The sequence below is a fragment of the Streptomyces sp. 13-12-16 genome (assembly GCF_002114215.1).
In the GTDB taxonomy this organism is placed as follows: Bacteria; Actinomycetota; Actinomycetes; order Streptomycetales; family Streptomycetaceae; genus Streptomyces.
The window spans coordinates 1-16,026 of sequence record NZ_NCTE01000039.1 but is presented as its reverse complement, the minus strand read 5'-3'; the positions used below and the strand labels follow the sequence as shown (position 1 = coordinate 16,026).

Annotated in this window: 12 protein-coding genes, 4 tRNA genes and 1 pseudogene; 9 read left to right on the top strand and 8 right to left on the bottom strand. The window is 70.5% G+C overall.

All coding sequences use genetic code 11. The features are described 5' to 3' along the window. Window positions 1-194 (bottom strand): annotated as a pseudogene (locus B7767_RS47220) (hypothetical protein); the annotation flags it as partial. 85 nt (window positions 195-279) lie between these two features. Then, a complete protein-coding gene (locus tag B7767_RS01890; protein WP_159534388.1) occupies window positions 280-630 on the bottom strand; it encodes a metallopeptidase family protein in 351 nt (116 codons plus the stop codon). Between the two features lie 84 nt (window positions 631-714). On the opposite strand from B7767_RS01890, the gene B7767_RS01885 reads away from it, so the two are divergent. The 7 genes from B7767_RS01885 to B7767_RS01855 all read left to right on the top strand — a co-directional run bounded on the left by B7767_RS01885 (window position 715) and on the right by B7767_RS01855 (window position 7,884). Continuing rightward, complete coding sequence (locus B7767_RS01885) at window positions 715-2,313, top strand: metallophosphoesterase (protein WP_085570546.1); 1,599 nt, start codon at window positions 715-717, stop codon at window positions 2,311-2,313. 80 nt (window positions 2,314-2,393) lie between these two features. Beyond that, a tRNA-Glu gene (locus tag B7767_RS01880) sits at window positions 2,394-2,466 on the top strand. Between the two features lie 37 nt (window positions 2,467-2,503). After that, window positions 2,504-2,578: transfer RNA gene (locus tag B7767_RS01875), tRNA-Asp, on the top strand. A 24-nt stretch (window positions 2,579-2,602) separates the two neighbouring features. Next, a tRNA-Phe gene (locus tag B7767_RS01870) sits at window positions 2,603-2,676 on the top strand. 164 nt (window positions 2,677-2,840) lie between these two features. Continuing rightward, window positions 2,841-6,821 carry an ATP-dependent RNA helicase HrpA gene (gene hrpA / locus B7767_RS01865; protein WP_085570545.1) on the top strand — a complete coding sequence of 1,327 codons (3,981 nt, stop codon included), beginning with the start codon at window positions 2,841-2,843 and terminating at the stop codon, window positions 6,819-6,821. Between the two features lie 93 nt (window positions 6,822-6,914). Further along, window positions 6,915-6,989 (top strand) — tRNA-Asp (locus B7767_RS01860). Window positions 6,990-7,698: 709 nt separating this feature from the next. Then, a complete protein-coding gene (locus tag B7767_RS01855; RefSeq protein ID WP_085570544.1) occupies window positions 7,699-7,884 on the top strand; it encodes a DUF6274 family protein in 186 nt (61 codons plus the stop codon). 437 nt (window positions 7,885-8,321) lie between these two features. Here B7767_RS01855 and bldC read toward each other — a convergent pair whose 3' ends face one another. After that, window positions 8,322-8,528 (bottom strand): developmental transcriptional regulator BldC, encoded by a 207-nt coding sequence (gene bldC, locus B7767_RS01850; protein WP_003949541.1) that lies wholly within the window; start codon window positions 8,526-8,528, stop codon window positions 8,322-8,324. Between the two features lie 539 nt (window positions 8,529-9,067). Continuing rightward, complete coding sequence (locus B7767_RS01845) at window positions 9,068-9,910, bottom strand: hypothetical protein (protein ID WP_085570543.1); 843 nt, start codon at window positions 9,908-9,910, stop codon at window positions 9,068-9,070. 220 nt (window positions 9,911-10,130) lie between these two features. Between B7767_RS01845 and B7767_RS01840 the strand changes: the two genes are divergently transcribed. Both B7767_RS01840 and B7767_RS01835 read left to right on the top strand, forming a co-directional pair. Further along, entirely contained in the window at window positions 10,131-11,219 is a 1,089-nt protein-coding gene (locus tag B7767_RS01840) for a Glu/Leu/Phe/Val dehydrogenase dimerization domain-containing protein (RefSeq protein WP_085570542.1), read from the top strand. Window positions 11,220-11,537: 318 nt separating this feature from the next. Beyond that, window positions 11,538-11,783 (top strand): DUF3073 domain-containing protein, encoded by a 246-nt coding sequence (locus tag B7767_RS01835; RefSeq protein WP_085570541.1) that lies wholly within the window; start codon window positions 11,538-11,540, stop codon window positions 11,781-11,783. Between the two features lie 117 nt (window positions 11,784-11,900). Here the strand turns inward: B7767_RS01835 and purM are convergent, their stop codons facing one another. From purM to B7767_RS01815, 4 genes are all read right to left on the bottom strand, one after another. Next, window positions 11,901-12,968, bottom strand: a complete 1,068-nt coding sequence (gene purM / locus B7767_RS01830; RefSeq protein WP_085570540.1) for a phosphoribosylformylglycinamidine cyclo-ligase — start codon at window positions 12,966-12,968, stop codon at window positions 11,901-11,903. A gap of 33 nt (window positions 12,969-13,001) precedes the next feature. Further along, window positions 13,002-14,528 (bottom strand): amidophosphoribosyltransferase, encoded by a 1,527-nt coding sequence (purF, locus tag B7767_RS01825; protein WP_085570539.1) that lies wholly within the window; start codon window positions 14,526-14,528, stop codon window positions 13,002-13,004. Between the two features lie 62 nt (window positions 14,529-14,590). After that, window positions 14,591-15,376: an META domain-containing protein gene (locus B7767_RS01820; protein WP_085570538.1), complete on the bottom strand. Its 786-nt coding sequence runs from the start codon at window positions 15,374-15,376 to the stop codon at window positions 14,591-14,593. Between the two features lie 49 nt (window positions 15,377-15,425). Next, the coding region (locus B7767_RS01815) for a sterol carrier family protein (protein ID WP_107485742.1) at window positions 15,426-16,026 on the bottom strand (601 nt) is incomplete at its 5' end.

Here is a 16,026-nt window from a genome sequence, read left to right as displayed (position 1 = left end):
GCGGCGCCGTACCCGCCACCGCCGCCCGACACCGTGGCGCCCCCGTCCGGCGCCTCTCCGCCGGGCCTCCCCGCGGAGTGCGACGGCCCGCCGCTCCCGCCCGCACCGTCCTCACCCACACTCATGCAGCCGGCGGCGGCGGCGACGGCGACGACCGTGGCGGCCAGGCGGACGGGTACGTACAAGCGGCGCACGGGGCCACCTCCGATTGGAGTACAGGGTCAACAACCCCAACTCCCACCACCCGCAAGAAGACACGCGCACGGCCCCGCTCACGGACTATCCGTAGCCGAGCGCGTGCAGCCGGGCGTCGTCGATGCCGAAGTGGTGCGCGATCTCGTGCACCACCGTGATCTCCGTCTCGGCGACGACGTCCTCCCGGGACTCGCACATCCGCAGCGTCGGCCCCCGGTAGATGGTGATCCGGTCCGGCAGCACCCCCGCGTACCACTCGCCCCGCTCCGTCAGCGGAGTCCCCTCGTACAACCCGAGCAGCTCCGGGTCGTCCGCCGGCGGCTCGTCCTCCACGAACACCGCGACGTTGTCCATCAGTCGCGTCAGCTCCGGCGGGATCCGGTCCAGCGCCTCGGCGACCAGCTCCTCGAACATCTCGCGCGTCATCTCCAGCACGAAGCCATTGTCGGGTACGAGCCGTCCGTACGAGTTGCGTACGGCCCCCGCATATCCGGCCATCGACTTGGGCATACGGGACCAATGGCCCGCGTCCCCTCCGCCGTCCTGAACGCCCTCCACCGCCTTCCACGGGTCCTGCGGGCCCCCGCCCGCCGCCGGCGCTCCCCCCGGCCCACCACCGCGACGCTCGCCCTCACCCCGCAGCCGCGGCCCTGGACGCGCGCGGCCGGTCTCGTCGCCGTGGTGGTCCTCGGTGCCTGGCTCGGGCTGCTCGTCGTCGGCAACGTCCGCGTCCCCGTGGGCCCCATGGACACCACCATGACCCTGCGGCCCTCCGTCACCGGCGGCACGAAGATCAACATCTCGCCCCTCGGCGACCTCCAGCTCGCCAGCCACACGGCCCCCGTCCGCCTGGACGTCAACGTCGACCAGCTCGACCCCGAGCGCTCCCAGGCCCTCGTCGACCACCCCGAACGCCTCTCCGGCCTCCAGGGCGAGGTGACCGAGGACATCGCCCGCGGCACCGCCGACCTCGCCGTGCGCTCCTGCGTCGCCGTGGTCACCGGCGCCACCGCCCTGGGCCTCCTCGTCTACCGCCGTCCCCGCCGCGCCCTCGCCGCCGGCGGCCTCGCCCTCGGCCTGCTGGCCGCGTCCGGCGGCACGGCGTACGCCACCTGGAACCCCGACTCCGTCCTGGAGCCGAAGTTCTCCGGCCTGCTCTCCTCCGCCCCGTCCCTGGTCGGCGACGCGCGCAGCATCGTGACGGAGTTCGACGTCTACCAGAAGGAGCTGGCACGCCTGGTCACCAACGTGACCAAGCTGTACGACGCCACCTCCACCCTCCCCGCCTACCAGCCGGACCCGACCACCCTCCGCGTGCTGCACGTCTCCGACATCCACCTCAACCCGGCGAGCTGGAAGATCATCGCCTCGCTGGTGGAGCAGTACCGGGTGGACGTGATCGTCGACTCGGGCGACACGATGGACCACGGCACCGCCGCCGAGAACGGCTTCCTGGACCCCATCGAGGACCTGGGCGCCCCCTACGTCTGGGTCCGCGGCAACCACGACTCGCTCGTCACCCAGCGCTATCTCGAAGGCCTGGAGAACGTCCACGTCCTCGACGACGGCAGGGCGAAGACGGTCGCCGGGCTGCGCTTCGCCGGCATCGGCGATCCGCAGTTCACCCCCGACCGCTCGAGCCGGACCGGGGCCGAGCAGTCCCAGGAACTGGCGGGCGCCCGGCTCGCCTCCGCCCTGCGCGACCAGCGGACCGCCGGCACCCCGGTGGACGTGGCGGTCGCCCACGAGCCGTCGGCGGCGCGCGAGGTCGACGGCACCGTGCCGCTGGTGCTGGCCGGGCACATCCACCGCGAGGAGACGGAGGTCATGAAGTACGGCACCCGGCTGCGCGTCGAGGGCTCCACCGGCGGCAGCGGCCTGCGCGCGATCGAGGGGAAGTACCCGGACCCGATCGAGACGTCGATCCTCTACTTCGACCGCGACACGCGCCGCCTCCAGGCCTGGGACTCCATCGAACTGGGCGGCCTCGGCCTGACCACGGCCGAGGTCAGCCGCCACCTCCCGAAGGAGAACCAGCCGGGCGCGACCACCTCGCCGTCCCCCTCCTCCGGCTCCTCCGGGACCCCCTCGGCCACCCCCTCGACGCCCTCGCCGTAAACCGTTTTGGCGAACGCTCCCGACAGCACGTATGCTTCTCACGTCCCCGACGCGCTGAGAAGCGCCCAGGCGGGCCGATAGCCCTCATCGTCTAGCGGCCTAGGACGCCGCCCTTTCAAGGCGGTAGCACGGGTTCGAATCCCGTTGGGGGCACGCACCACCCTGTGCGACACTGTCGTACGACACGCTTGGTCCTGTGGAGCAGTTTGGAGTGCTCGCCACCCTGTCAAGGTGGAGGCCGCGGGTTCAAATCCCGTCAGGACCGCTGGTGTTTCACGTGAGACACCTCGGCTGGGTAGCTCAGTTGGTACGAGCGATCGCCTGAAAAGCGATAGGTCGCCGGTTCGACCCCGGCCCCAGCCACAGCAAAGGCCCCGATCATCGATCGGGGCCTTGTTGTGTGTCCCCGCACACGGGTCCTCGCACATGCGCCCCGCGCATGGGTCCCCGTGCACGGGGACCCCGTACATGTGCCCCGGCAAAATCATTGGCCGCGAATTTTCGCGGGATGAGATCCTGGAGTCCGTATGTCTACGCACTCTGCCCCCGCTCTCGGCTCCCTCGCCTCCCGCCTCACCGAGTTGTCGCTGCGCGACGCGCACCGGCTCGGGCGCAGGCTCGAAGGCGCACGCAAGATCCGTAAGCCGGAGGCCCGCGCCGCCGTGCTCGCCGAGATCGAGGCGGAGGTCGCCGGGTCCGAGGAACGGATGGCCGGGCGGCGCGCCCGGGTGCCCGCGGTCACGTATCCCGAGCAGCTCCCCGTCAGCCAGAAGAAGGACGCGATCGCCGAGGCGATCCGTGATCACCAGGTGGTGATCGTCGCGGGTGAGACCGGGTCCGGCAAGACCACGCAGATCCCGAAGATCTGCATGGAGCTGGGCCGGGGCGTCCGGGGCATGATCGGGCACACTCAGCCCCGCCGGATCGCCGCGCGTACGGTCGCGGAGCGGGTGGCGGAGGAGCTGGACACCCCGCTGGGCGAGGCCGTCGGCTGGAAGGTCCGCTTCACCGACCAGGTGAATCCGGACGCCACGTTCGTCAAGCTGATGACGGACGGCATCCTGCTCGCGGAGATCCAGACCGACCGCGAGCTGCGCGCCTACGACACGATCATCATCGACGAGGCGCACGAGCGGTCGCTCAACATCGACTTCCTGCTCGGCTACCTCGCGCAGCTGCTGCCGAAGCGTCCGGACCTGAAGGTCGTCATCACGTCCGCGACCATCGACCCGGAGCGTTTCTCCCGGCACTTCGGGGACGCGCCGATCATCGAGGTCAGCGGGCGCACGTATCCGGTGGAGGTGCGGTACCGGCCGCTGCTGGAGGAGGACTCCGACGACGCCGACCGCGATCAGATCACCGCGATCACGGACGCCGTCGAGGAGCTGATGGCGGAGGGCCCCGGCGACATCCTGGTCTTCCTCTCCGGTGAGCGGGAGATCCGGGACACGGCGGACGCGCTGACGAAGAAGCGGTACCGGTCCACCGAGGTGCTGCCGCTGTACGCGCGGCTGTCGCACGCCGAGCAGCACCGGGTGTTCCAGCAGCACAGCGGCCGCCGGATCGTGCTGGCGACCAACGTGGCCGAGACGTCCCTGACCGTGCCGGGCATCAAGTACGTCATCGATCCCGGGTTCGCCCGCATCTCCCGCTACAGCCACCGCACCAAGGTGCAGCGGCTGCCGATCGAGCCCGTGTCGCAGGCCAGCGCCAACCAGCGCAAGGGCCGCTGCGGCCGTACGTCGGACGGCATCTGCATCCGGCTGTACAGCGAGGACGACTTCCTGGCCCGTCCGGAGTTCACGGACGCGGAGATCCTGCGCACCAACCTCGCCTCGGTCATCCTGCAGATGACGGCGGCCGGCCTGGGCGAGATCGAGAAGTTCCCGTTCATCGACCCGCCGGACCACCGCAACATCCGTGACGGCGTGCAGCTGCTCCAGGAGCTGGGCGCTCTCGACGCGGCGCAGAAGGACCCGCGCAAGCGGCTGACGCAGACCGGGCGGAAGCTGGCGCAGCTCCCGGTGGACCCGCGGCTGGCGCGCATGGTGCTGGAGGCGGACAGGAACGGCTGTGTCCGCGAGGTGATGGTCATCGCCGCCGCGCTGTCCATCCAGGATCCGCGGGAGCGGCCGGCCGACAAGCAGACGCAGGCCGACCAGCAGCACGCCCGGTTCCGGGACGAGTCCAGCGACTTCCTCGCCTACCTCAACCTGTGGCGGTACGTCCGCGAGCAGCAGAAGGAGCGCGGGTCGTCGTCGTTCCGCCGGATGTGCAAGCAGGAGTACCTGAACTTCCTGCGGATCCGTGAGTGGCAGGACATCTACACGCAGTTGCGCACGGTCGCCAAGCAGATGGGCATCCACCTCAACGAGGAGGACGCCCCCGACGACCGGATCCACGTCTCCCTGCTGGCCGGTCTGCTGTCGCACATCGGCATGAAGGACGTGAAGGAGTCCAAGGACTCCGGTCCGGGCGCCGGCCGCAAGGACGGCGGGCGCAACGAGTACCTGGGCGCGCGGAACGCCAAGTTCGCGATCTTCCCGGGCTCGGCGCTCTTCAAGAAGCCGCCGCGGTTCGTGATGTCGGCCGAGCTGGTGGAGACGTCCCGGCTGTGGGCGCGGGTCAACGCGAAGATCGAGCCGGAGTGGGTGGAGCCGCTCGCGGAGCACCTGCTCAAGCGCACGTACAGCGAGCCGCACTGGGAGAAGGACCAGGCGGCCGTGATGGCGTACGAGAAGGTCACGCTGTACGGCGTGCCGATCGTGGCGCAGCGCAAGGTGAACTACGGCCGGATCGACCCGGAGGTCTCCCGGGAGCTGTTCATCCGCAACGCCCTGGTCGAGGGCGACTGGCGGACGCACCACAAGTTCTACGCCGACAACCGGAAGCTGCTGACCGAGGTCGAGGAGCTGGAGCACCGGGCGCGGCGCCGGGACATCCTGGTCGACGACGAGACCCTGTTCGACTTCTACGAGCAGCGGATCCCCGAACACGTGGTGTCGGGGGCGCACTTCGACTCGTGGTGGAAGCACAAGCGGCACGAGCAGCCGGACTTCCTCGACTTCGAGCGGGAGATGCTGATCCGTGAGTCGGCGGAGGCGGTCACCAAGGCCGACTATCCGGACTCGTGGCGGCAGGGTCCGCTGAAGTTCCGGGTGACGTACCAGTTCGAGCCGGGCGCGGACGCGGACGGTGTGACGGTCCACGTTCCGCTCCAGGTGCTGAACCAGGTGACGGACGAGGGGTTCGACTGGCAGATCCCGGGGTTGCGCGAGGAGGTCGTCACGGAGCTGATCCGGTCGCTCCCCAAGCCGATCCGGCGGAACTACGTGCCGGCGCCGAACTACGCGAAGGCGTTCCTGGAGCGGGCGGTGCCGCTCCAGGAGCCGATCACGGTGACGATGGCCCGTGAGCTGAAGCGGATGGTCGGGGTGCCCTTCGAGGCGGAGGACTTCGACTGGTCCCGGGTTCCGGACCACTTGAAGGTGACGTTCCGGATCGTCGACGAGCGGCGCCGCAAGATCGCCGAGGACAAGGACCTGGAGGCGCTCAAGCTCCAGCTGCGGCCGAAGGCCCGCAAGGCGCTGTCGCAGGCGGCCGCCGCCACGGCGCAGCGCCAGGGCGGCGAGTCGCTGGAGCGCAAGGGGCTGACGGACTGGACGATCGGCTCGCTGACCCGGGTGTTCGAGACGCGCCGGGCCGGTCAGCCGGTGAAGGCGTATCCGGCGCTGGTCGACGACGGTGACACGGTGTCGGTGCGGCTGTTCGACACGGAGGCCGAGCAGGCGGAGGCGATGTGGAAGGGCACGCGCCGGCTGATCCTGCTGGGGATTCCGGTGAACCCCGCGAAGTTCGCGTCCGAGAAGCTGACGAACGCGCAGAAGCTGGCGCTGTCCGCGAATCCGCACGGTTCGGTGCAGGCGCTGTTCGACGACTGCGCGACGGCGGCGGCGGACCGGCTGATCGCCGACTTCGGCGGGCCGGTGTGGGACGAGGAGTCGTTCCGGAAGCTGTACGACAAGGTCCGCGCGGAGATCGTCGACACGACGGTCCGCGCGGTGGGCCAGGTGCAGCAGGTGCTGGCGGCGTGGCAGGCCTGTGAGCGCCGCCTGAAGGGCGTACGGAGCCCCGCGCTGCTGCCCAACCTCCAGGACGTGCGGGGGCAGCTGGACGGGCTTGTGCGGCCCGGTTTCGTGACGGAGGCGGGGCTGCGGCGGCTGCCGGACCTGATGCGCTACCTGGTGGCCGCGGACCGGCGCCTGCAGCAGATGCCTTCGAACGTGCAGCGGGACACCACGCGCATGGCGAAGGTCCACGAGATGCGGGACGAGTACGCGTGGCTGCTGGAGCAGTTGCCGCAGGGGCGGCCGGTGCCGCGGCAGGTGCTGGACATCCGCTGGATGATCGAGGAGCTGCGGGTCAGCTATTTCGCCCACGCGCTCGGCACGGCGTACCCCGTGTCGGACAAGCGGATCGTGAAGGCGATCGACGCGGCGGTGCCGTAACGGCACCCGTACGCAGGGTGAGTTCGACCAGGAGGCTCCACCTCCTGTACAGTCCTTCTCGCAGCGCAACGCAAGAATCGCACTGCGAAACCTGGTCCTGTGGAGCAGTTTGGAGTGCTCGCCACCCTGTCAAGGTGGAGGCCGCGGGTTCAAATCCCGTCAGGACCGCAACAACCGGAAGGCCCGCACCCCGCAAGGGATGCGGGCCTTCCGCATGAACACCCCCAACCGAGGCCGCGCCCCGCGGCGGAGCCGCGATCCAACACGGCAGATCCCGTCAGGACCGCAGCCAACACAAGCACCCGCCCCGCAAGGGATGCGGGCCTTCCGCGCGAGCACTCCCAACCGAGGCCGCGCCCCGCGGCGGAGCCGCGATCGGTACGGCAAACCCCGCCAGGACCGCAGCCAACACAAGCACCCGCCCCGCAAGGGATGCGGGCCTTCCGCATGAACACCCCCAACCGAGGCCGCGCCCCGTGGCGGAGCCGCGATCGGTACGGCAAACCCCGCCAGGGCCCCACCCCCCTCAAGGGACCCCGGACCTTCCGTGTGAGCGCTTCCGAGGAAGGCCCGCGCCCGTAGGGGGCGTGGGCCTTGCTCGTGAGTGGGTGCCGTCCCGGCCGGAGCCGCGATCGGTACGGCGGATCCCGTCAGGGCCGTCCTGCGCGCAAGGCCCGCGCCCGCGAGGGACACGGGCACTCCACATGAGCCCGCCACCCCGCGCGAAGCCCCGGCGCCCTCCGCGCGCCAGGAAGCACCCGGCTCCTTCACGCGTGCGGGACGCGCTGTGCGCCCCCCTGCCGTCTTGACGGGTTCACCGTCCCTCGGTACTCCAGGAAGCAGGGCACGGCTCCGTGTTGCCCCTCGGAGGTGGCGTATGGCGGTATCGGCCAGGCACGAGACACGGGCGCTGCTCCGTGCGCATCTGGCGGCCGCGTCGTCGTACCGGCACCTCACCCGGCACTGCCCGATCTGCCACCGCCTCCTGCGGCTGGCGATGGACGCCCCGGACACCCCCCGGCCGGCCGGGGAACAACCCGGTCCCAACGCCCGTTCGCTCTAGCGCATATGCCACAGGCTCAACAAGCCGACTGGTATGTGACGGGTGTCACCGTATGAGTTTCGGGAAGTGCAGTACTTACACCTCTCCTACAACAGGTCAATTTAATATGTGCAATTGCACTACTCGGAGAGGTCCGCGCCGGCCTGCGCACAGGTGACCCCCCGCCCGCCCCCAGAGTCCGACAAGCCCGCGCACAGAGCACCCCCGGGAGCCCGTCGGGGCCGGCCCCACCCCCTCACGAGCGCACAAAAAAGATCGCGCTGGACCCGGCGGGGTCCAGCGCGATCGACGACGCACCCTTGTTCAGTTGCCTGGAAAGCTCTGATCAGCTTGGGCGAGGGGTCTGTTGGGGCAGTCCCCGCGTCGCTTGGAGCCAGGGTTCCCGGGCGTCTCGGCCAGTGGGGGACCAGCCGGTGCTGCCCGGTTCATGCGGTTGTTCAGGCCTCGCTGCGCTGCTGCGGAATGCCCGCGAGCAGTGCGCGGACCTCGGCTTCGCGGTAGCGGCGGTGCCCGCCGAGCGTGCGGATCGACGTGAGCTTGCCTGCCTTCGCCCAGCGCGTGACCGTCTTCGGGTCGACGCGGAACATGGTGGCGACCTCAGCCGGGGTCAGCAGCGGCTCGGCATCAGGGGTGCGAGCGGTCATGAGCGGCCTCCTCGGGAGAACCGAACCTTCTCGGTTCTTTCCTCTAAATTCTGCACCTTGACCCGCGTTGCCCGAAATGGCGGACGCGAGTCGAGTCGGTTATAGGACGAACGGCTTGTCCTCGGCACTACAACTACACCATCTGTCCAGCCACGTCGGCCAAACCGATGGAATTGCCCTCCCAGGTGTTCATCAGCCGCGGAAGCCGATGGACCATGCCATAGCGGACAGTCACGTCACTGTGACGATCAGTCACAGCAGCGATCAGGAGTCACCGGACCCCCCAAAGCGTGCATTACCGAGAATCCGCCCATAGTTGAGCACAGCAGGACGGAAGAGTCCTCCCCGGACTCCTTGTCCTATTTTGGCATGAGGGTGGGCAAGGGGCGCAAGGGCCATGTAAGTGCGGTCCGTCACGCTTGACGCGCTTGGGACATACGCCCGGATCGGCCTCTACGTCCGTTGTCGGGCCCGCACTGACGGAACCTCAGACACCTCAGGGCGAAGACAAAACCCCAAGAACGGCGTTTGGTCAAACGTCAGTTCGCCGAACGCAGGTCGCGGACCGACCGCCAGCGCTCCACGAGGCGCCCGTAGGCCTCCCCGGCGCCCTCCCCGTCACCGCGCCGCAGCGCCGCGATCCCTTCGGCCACGTCCGCCGCCGAGTGGTCGCCCTCGAGCGTGCCCGCCGGCAGGGCGTGCACCAGTCCGCCGTAGTCCAGCTCGACCAGTGAGCGCGGGTGGAACTCCTCCAGCCAGCGCCCGACGTCCACGAGGCCGTCGATCAGCAGGCTCTCGTCCACGGCGTCCCTGAGCGCCCGCAGCCCCCGCGCCACCCGCCGGCGGGCCTGGACCATCGGGGTCCGGTAGCGCAGGACGGGCTCCTCGCCCGCGGCCCCCTCGACGTACTCCCGCTCGTCGTCCGCGAACAGCACGAACCAGTTGATCGGTACCTGCCAGGTCGCGGTGCGGATCCACGGCCGGGCGTCGGGGTGGCCGGCCAGCCAGCGCTCGTAGTCCCGGGTCGCCTGGTGCCGTACGACCGGGGGCAGGAGCGCGTCCAGGACCGGTGGCGGGAAGTCCTCGGCCAGCTCGCCCAGGGCCTGCCAGCCACGCAGCCGGGTGCGCCAGGGGCAGACGCAGACCACGCCGTCGGCCTCCAGCACGAACGCGTCGTCGCTCTCGTGCACCGGCACCGGTACCGGCGGGGTGGGCGCCAGGTCGGCCAGGGACCGGCGGAGCTCGTCCTGGCAGGAGGGGAGGTCGGGGCGGCCGGCGTAACGGGCCCAGTGGCCGCGTTCCGGTTCCGGGAAGGCGGCCAGCGGTTCGTACACGCGCAAATAGGTCGCGTAGGGGACGATCACCGAGGACACCTTGGGCACGCCTGCTCCCTCCCCCGGAGGCCGTCGCGAAAACCTGCCGGGTCCCCGCCCGGACGGGTGGGAAACCCCTGCAAACCGTCGCACGGCGGTACTCCGGACGGAGGTGATCCGGGACACAGTGCCGCCGACGGACGGGTAAGGATCTACTCTCGTGCCACGGTCCCCGCCACCTCTACGGGGCCCGGCCCCACCCGCCGCTACTTACTCAGGAGTCACCACAGTGACCGACGTATCTGACGGCGTCCTGCACACCCTGTTCCGTTCGGAGCAGGGGGGCCACGAGCAAGTCGTGCTCTGTCAGGACCGCGCCACCGGCCTCAAGGCCGTCATCGCCATCCACTCCACCGCACTGGGCCCCGCCCTCGGCGGTACGCGCTTCTACCCGTACGCCTCCGAGGAGGAGGCCGTCGCCGACGCACTGAACCTCGCGCGCGGGATGTCGTACAAGAACGCCATGGCCGGGCTCGACCACGGCGGCGGCAAGGCCGTGATCATCGGCGACCCGGAGCAGATCAAGAGCGAGGAACTGCTGCTGGCCTACGGCCGGTTCGTCGCCTCGCTCGGCGGCCGGTACGTCACCGCCTGCGACGTCGGCACCTACGTCGCCGACATGGACGTCGTGGCCCGCGAGTGCCGCTGGACCACCGGCCGCTCCCCGGAGAACGGCGGCGCGGGCGACTCCTCCGTGCTCACCTCCTTCGGCGTCTACCAGGGCATGCGGGCCGCCGCCCAGCACCTGTGGGGCGACCCCTCGCTGCGCGACCGCAAGGTCGGTGTCGCGGGCGTCGGCAAGGTCGGCCACCACCTGGTGGAGCACCTGCGCGCCGAGGGCGCCGAGGTCGTGATCACCGACGTGCGCGAGGACGCCGTGCGGCGGATCCTCGACCGGCACCCCCAGGGCGTGTCGGCCGTCGCCGACACCGAGGCGCTGATCCGCACCGAGGGCCTGGACATCTACGCCCCGTGCGCGCTCGGCGGGGCGCTGAACGACGACAGCGTGCCGGTGCTGACCGCCAAGGTGGTCTGCGGCGCCGCCAACAACCAGCTCGCCCACCCGGGCGTGGAGAAGGACCTCGCCGACCGCGGGATCCTCTACGCGCCGGACTACGTGGTGAACGCCGGCGGTGTCATCCAGGTCGCCGACGAGCTGCACGGCTTCGACTTCGACCGGTGCAAGGCGAAGGCGTCCATGATCTTCGACACCACGCTGGCCATATTCGCGCGTGCGAAGGAGGACGGGATTCCGCCGGCCGCCGCGGCCGACCGGATCGCCGAGCAGCGGATGGCGGAGGCACGCCCGGTGCGATGAGGTGTGCGTGGGCGGCCCGGACCGGGCCGCCCTCGTACAGGTGAGCGGTACCCGCCGGGGGGTACTTGGAGAGAACTCTCACTTCTCCCGGCGGGTCGACCGTCGATAAGTGGTTAAAATCGCGATTGACCTGCGAGGACGGGGTACCTCGAAGGTCCTGGGCGCGGGCACGTCATGCGGGTGACGTACCGTATGGGCGCGGGCTCAGGTACCGTGGAAGCCCTACGGACCGGTCTCTCCGCGGAGAGTCCGTTCTGGACCATGAACGCGTGTCAAGACTCTGGGGCCGTCGAGCCCCGTCGTTGAGGGGGTCGAGCCATGGGGCGCGGCCGGGCCAAGGCCAAGCAGACGAAGGTCGCCCGCCAGCTGAAGTACAACAGCGGTGGGACTGATCTCTCCCGCCTGGCCGAGGAGCTGGGCGCATCGCCGTCGAACCAGCCACCTAACGGTGAGCATTTCGAGGACGATGAGCAAGACGACGACCTGTACGCACGGTACGCCGACCTCTATGAGGACGACGAGGACGAGGACGGCACGTCCTCGCAACAGCGTCGCGGCGCTTGACCTTGCGTTGAACCCGGTCGGTGACCCCGGTCACCGACCGGGTTCAGTGCTGCCTCGGCGGCACTGGACACCTGGTGCACTGCCCGCACGCTCACCGCGCGGGCAGCACACCGTCGCTCACTTCGCGTAGTCACCGACGAGGGCCGCGCCCGTGACGTGCTCGCCGCGGTCGGTGATCTCACCGGCCACCCAGGCGTCCACCCCGCGGTCGGCCAGCGTCGCCAGCGCCACGTCGACGGACTCCTGCGGCACGATCGCGATCATGCCGACGCCCATGTTCAGCGTCTTCTCCAGCTCCAGCCGCTCCACCGAACCGGTCCGGCCGACCAGGTCGAACACCGGTGCGGGGGTCCAGGTGGAGCGGTCCACGGTCGCGTGCAACCCGTCGGGGATCACGCGGGCCAGGTTGGCCGCGAGTCCGCCGCCGGTGACGTGGCTGAAGGCGTGCACCTCGGTGGTGCGGAGCAGCGCCAGGCAGTCCAGCGAGTAGATCTTGGTGGGCTCCAGCAGCTCCTCGCCGAGGGTGCGGCCCAGCTCGTCGATCCGGGCGTCCAGGGCGAGCCCGGCCCGCTCCAGCAGCACGTGGCGGACGAGGGAGTAGCCGTTGGAGTGGAGCCCGGAGGACGCCATGGCGATCACCGCGTCACCCGTACGGATGCGGTCCGCGCCGAGCAGCCGGTCGGCCTCCACGACGCCCGTACCGGCGCCGGCGACGTCGAAGTCGTCCGGACCCAGCAGGCCGGGGTGCTCGGCCGTCTCGCCGCCGACCAGGGCGCATCCGGCCAGCACACAGCCCTCCGCGATGCCCTTGACGATGGCGGCGACGCGCTCGGGGTGGACCTTGCCGACACAGATGTAGTCGGTCATGAACAGCGGCTCGGCGCCGCACACCACGATGTCGTCCATGACCATGGCGACCAGGTCGTGGCCGATGGAGTCGTACACGCCCATCTGCCGCGCGATGTCGACCTTGGTGCCGACGCCGTCCGTGGCGGAGGCGAGCAGGGGCCGCTCGTAGTTCTTCAGGGCGGAGGCGTCGAAGAGGCCGGCGAAGCCGCCGAGGCCGCCGAGGACCTCGGGGCGCTGCGTCTTCTTCACCCACTCCTTCATCAGCTCGACGGCGCGGTCGCCCGCCTCGATGTCGACGCCCGCCGCTGCGTAGCTGGCACCAGTGTTCTGGGACATGACTGTGAGAGCTTTCGTGTCGTCCGTCAGGGCTTACGGGCGGCGGATCGCGTCGACCGAGGCCGGGGCGGCGGTGCCGGCGGCCAGCTCGGTCTCCAGGAGCTGCTTGCCGAGGAGCTCGGGGTCGGGCAGCTCCATCGGGTACTCGCCGTCGAAGCAGGCGCGGCACAGGTTCGGCTTGGCGATGGTGGTCGCCTCGATCATGCCGTCGATGGAGATGTACGCCAGGGAGTCGGCGCCCAGCGAGGTGCCGATCTCGTCGATCGTCATGCCGTTGGCGATGAGCTCCGCGCGGGTGGCGAAGTCGATGCCGAAGAAGCAGGGCCACTTCACGGGCGGCGAGGAGATCCGGATGTGGACCTCGGCGGCGCCCGCCTCACGGAGCATCCGGACCAGGGCGCGCTGGGTGTTGCCGCGCACGATCGAGTCGTCGACGACGACCAGGCGCTTGCCCTTGATGACTTCCTTGAGCGGGTTCAGCTTCAGGCGGATGCCGAGCTGCCGGATGGTCTGCGAGGGCTGGATGAACGTACGTCCGACGTACGCGTTCTTGACCAGGCCGGCGCCGAAGGGGATGCCGGACGCCTCCGCGTAGCCGATGGCGGCCGGAGTGCCGGACTCCGGGGTGGCTATGACCAGGTCGGCCTCGGCCGGGGCCTCCGCGGCGAGGCGGCGGCCCATCTCGACGCGCGAGAGGTACACGTTCCGGCCGGCGATGTCGGTGTCCGGGCGGGCCAGGTACACGTACTCGAAGACACAGCCCTTGGGCTTCGCTTCCGCGAACCGGGAGGTGCGCAGCCCGTTCTGGTCGATGGCGACGAACTCGCCCGGCTCGATCTCGCGCACGAAGCTCGCGCCGCAGATGTCGAGGGCGGCGGACTCGGAGGCGACCACCCAGCCGCGCTCCAGGCGGCCGAGGACCAGCGGGCGGATGCCCTGCGGGTCACGGGCCGCGTACAGGGTGTTCTCGTCCATGAAGACGAGGCTGAAGGCACCCCTGACCTTCGGGAGGACCACGTGCGCGGCCTGCTCCACGGTCACCGGTTCGCCGTCGGCGGCGCGCTGGCCCGCCAGCAGGGCGGTGATCAGGTCGGTGTCGTTGGTGGCCGCCACCTTGGGGGCGCGGCCGTTCTCCTTGGGGAGCTCGGAGACCATCTCGGCGAGCTGCGCCGTGTTGACCAGGTTGCCGTTGTGGCCGAGCGCGATCGATCCGTGCGCGGTGGCGCGGAACGTCGGCTGGGCGTTCTCCCACACGGAGGCACCGGTGGTCGAGTAGCGGGCGTGTCCGACCGCGATATGACCCTGGAGCGAACCGAGTGAGGTCTCGTCGAAGACCTGGGAGACCAGGCCCATGTCCTTGAAGACGAGGATCTGGGAGCCGTTGCTGACCGCGATACCCGCGGATTCCTGGCCCCGATGCTGGAGGGCGTAGAGCCCGAAGTACGTGAGCTTGGCGACCTCTTCACCCGGAGCCCAGACACCGAAGACGCCGCAAGCGTCCTGGGGGCCCTTCTCACCGGGGAGCAGGTCGTGGTTGAGTCGTCCGTCACCACGTGGCACGCCTCCGAGTGTAGGCGAGGCCGGCCGCTGGTCCGAATGCGGGATACGGCCCCGGCTGTGGGTCAACGCTCTGCGACGGCCCGCACACTGGTTCCGTTTTCGCTGGTCAGCGTGAGGGTTCGGCCTTCGATCCGGTAGTCCGCGGTGCCGTTGAACAGCTTCGTCAGCGCCTTCTCGGCGTCCATGAGTGAGTCTTCGCACATCATTCGGGTCAGGGACGGCGCGCCGAGGGTGATATGGCCGTCGCGCACGGTGGCGTCGGCGTTCACGTGGTTGCAGCCGAGGCGGCCGGCGACGGTGCCCTCCTCCTTGTCGAAGGTGAGGTGGGCGCGGCCGTCGACGGCGGGGGTGGTGACGGTCCACTCGGTGCCGTACAGCGGGGTGTCCCCGGCCCTGCTGAGGCGGACGGTGTCGCCGGACCCGGTGGTGAGGGTGAGGCGGTCGTCGTTCACGTCGGTCCTCAGGGCGCCGTCGCCGAGGGTGTCGGCGAGGGCGCTTTCGAGGTCCATGACCCGCTGGTCGCAGGCCCGCAGGGTGGTGTCCCGGTCGGTGAGCCGGATGCGGTCGCCCTCGAAGGCGACCCGGCCCTTGAACAGGTTGCATCCGTAGTCGCCCTCGACACCGCCGTCCTCGTCGAAGGTGAGGTGCGCGCCGTCGGGGGCGCGGTGGGCGGTGCCGTCGACGGTGACGCCGTCGACGGTCCAGCGGATGCCGGTGATCGGGTCCTCCGCCCGCGCGGTGCCGCTGCCGGCGCCCGCCTTCTCGCTGCCACAGGCCGCCGCGAGCGGGACGACGAGCACGGCGAGGGCCGTCAGGGTCATGCGCTGCTGGTGCTTCTGCCTGTACATGCCGATTCGACGAGGGCGGGGAGCAGGTGGTTCCCCTTCCGTCCCGGGCTCACCCCAGCAGCGGCAGATACGGTCCGAGGTCCGCCCGTTCCCCGCTCGCGCTCACCTTCGCGGCGGCCACCGCGTCCTGCCAGGCCGTCCGTCCGCCGGCCAGCCGGATCCAGGTCAGCGGGTCGGTCTCGACGACGTTCGGCGGGGTGCCCCGGGTGTGCCTCGGCCCCTCCACGCACTGCACGACCGCGTACGGCGGGATCCGCACCTCGGTGGAGCCGCCGGGGGCCTTCGCGGCGAGCGCGTCGGCCAGCAGCCGGGTGCAGACGGCCAGGGCCTGACGGTCGTACGGGATGTCGAGGCCGGGCACGGCGGCGTTCAGGTCGTCGGTGTGGACGACGAGCTCGACGGCGCGGGTGACGACGTAGTCGGCCAGGGGCAGCACGCCCGCGCTGGTGGGGATCAGCCGGCCGCCGGGATGCGCGTCGAGGCGGCCGGTGAAGCGCCGCTCGACGTCGGCGAGGTGGGCGTCGAGGTCGGGATGCCCGGCCGCGAGCCGGCGTGCGGTGCCGGCGATGGCGTCCGCGTCGGCGGCGATGGCGGACGGCCAGTCGAGCAGCCGCCCGTCCTGCCGCGCCGGCTCGGGCTCGTCGAGCAGC

Coding starts and splice junctions, on each gene's coding strand:
- B7767_RS01885 (WP_085570546.1), top strand. CDS start 715: ATGGCCCGCGTCCCCTCCGCCGTCCTGAACGCCCTCCACCGCCTTCCA.
- hrpA (WP_085570545.1), top strand. CDS start 2,841: ATGTCTACGCACTCTGCCCCCGCTCTCGGCTCCCTCGCCTCCCGCCTC.
- B7767_RS01855 (WP_085570544.1), top strand. CDS start 7,699: ATGGCGGTATCGGCCAGGCACGAGACACGGGCGCTGCTCCGTGCGCAT.
- bldC (WP_003949541.1), bottom strand. CDS start 8,528: ATGACCGCTCGCACCCCTGATGCCGAGCCGCTGCTGACCCCGGCTGAG.
- B7767_RS01835 (WP_085570541.1), top strand. CDS start 11,538: ATGGGGCGCGGCCGGGCCAAGGCCAAGCAGACGAAGGTCGCCCGCCAG.
- purM (WP_085570540.1), bottom strand. CDS start 12,968: ATGTCCCAGAACACTGGTGCCAGCTACGCAGCGGCGGGCGTCGACATC.
- B7767_RS01820 (WP_085570538.1), bottom strand. CDS start 15,376: ATGTACAGGCAGAAGCACCAGCAGCGCATGACCCTGACGGCCCTCGCC.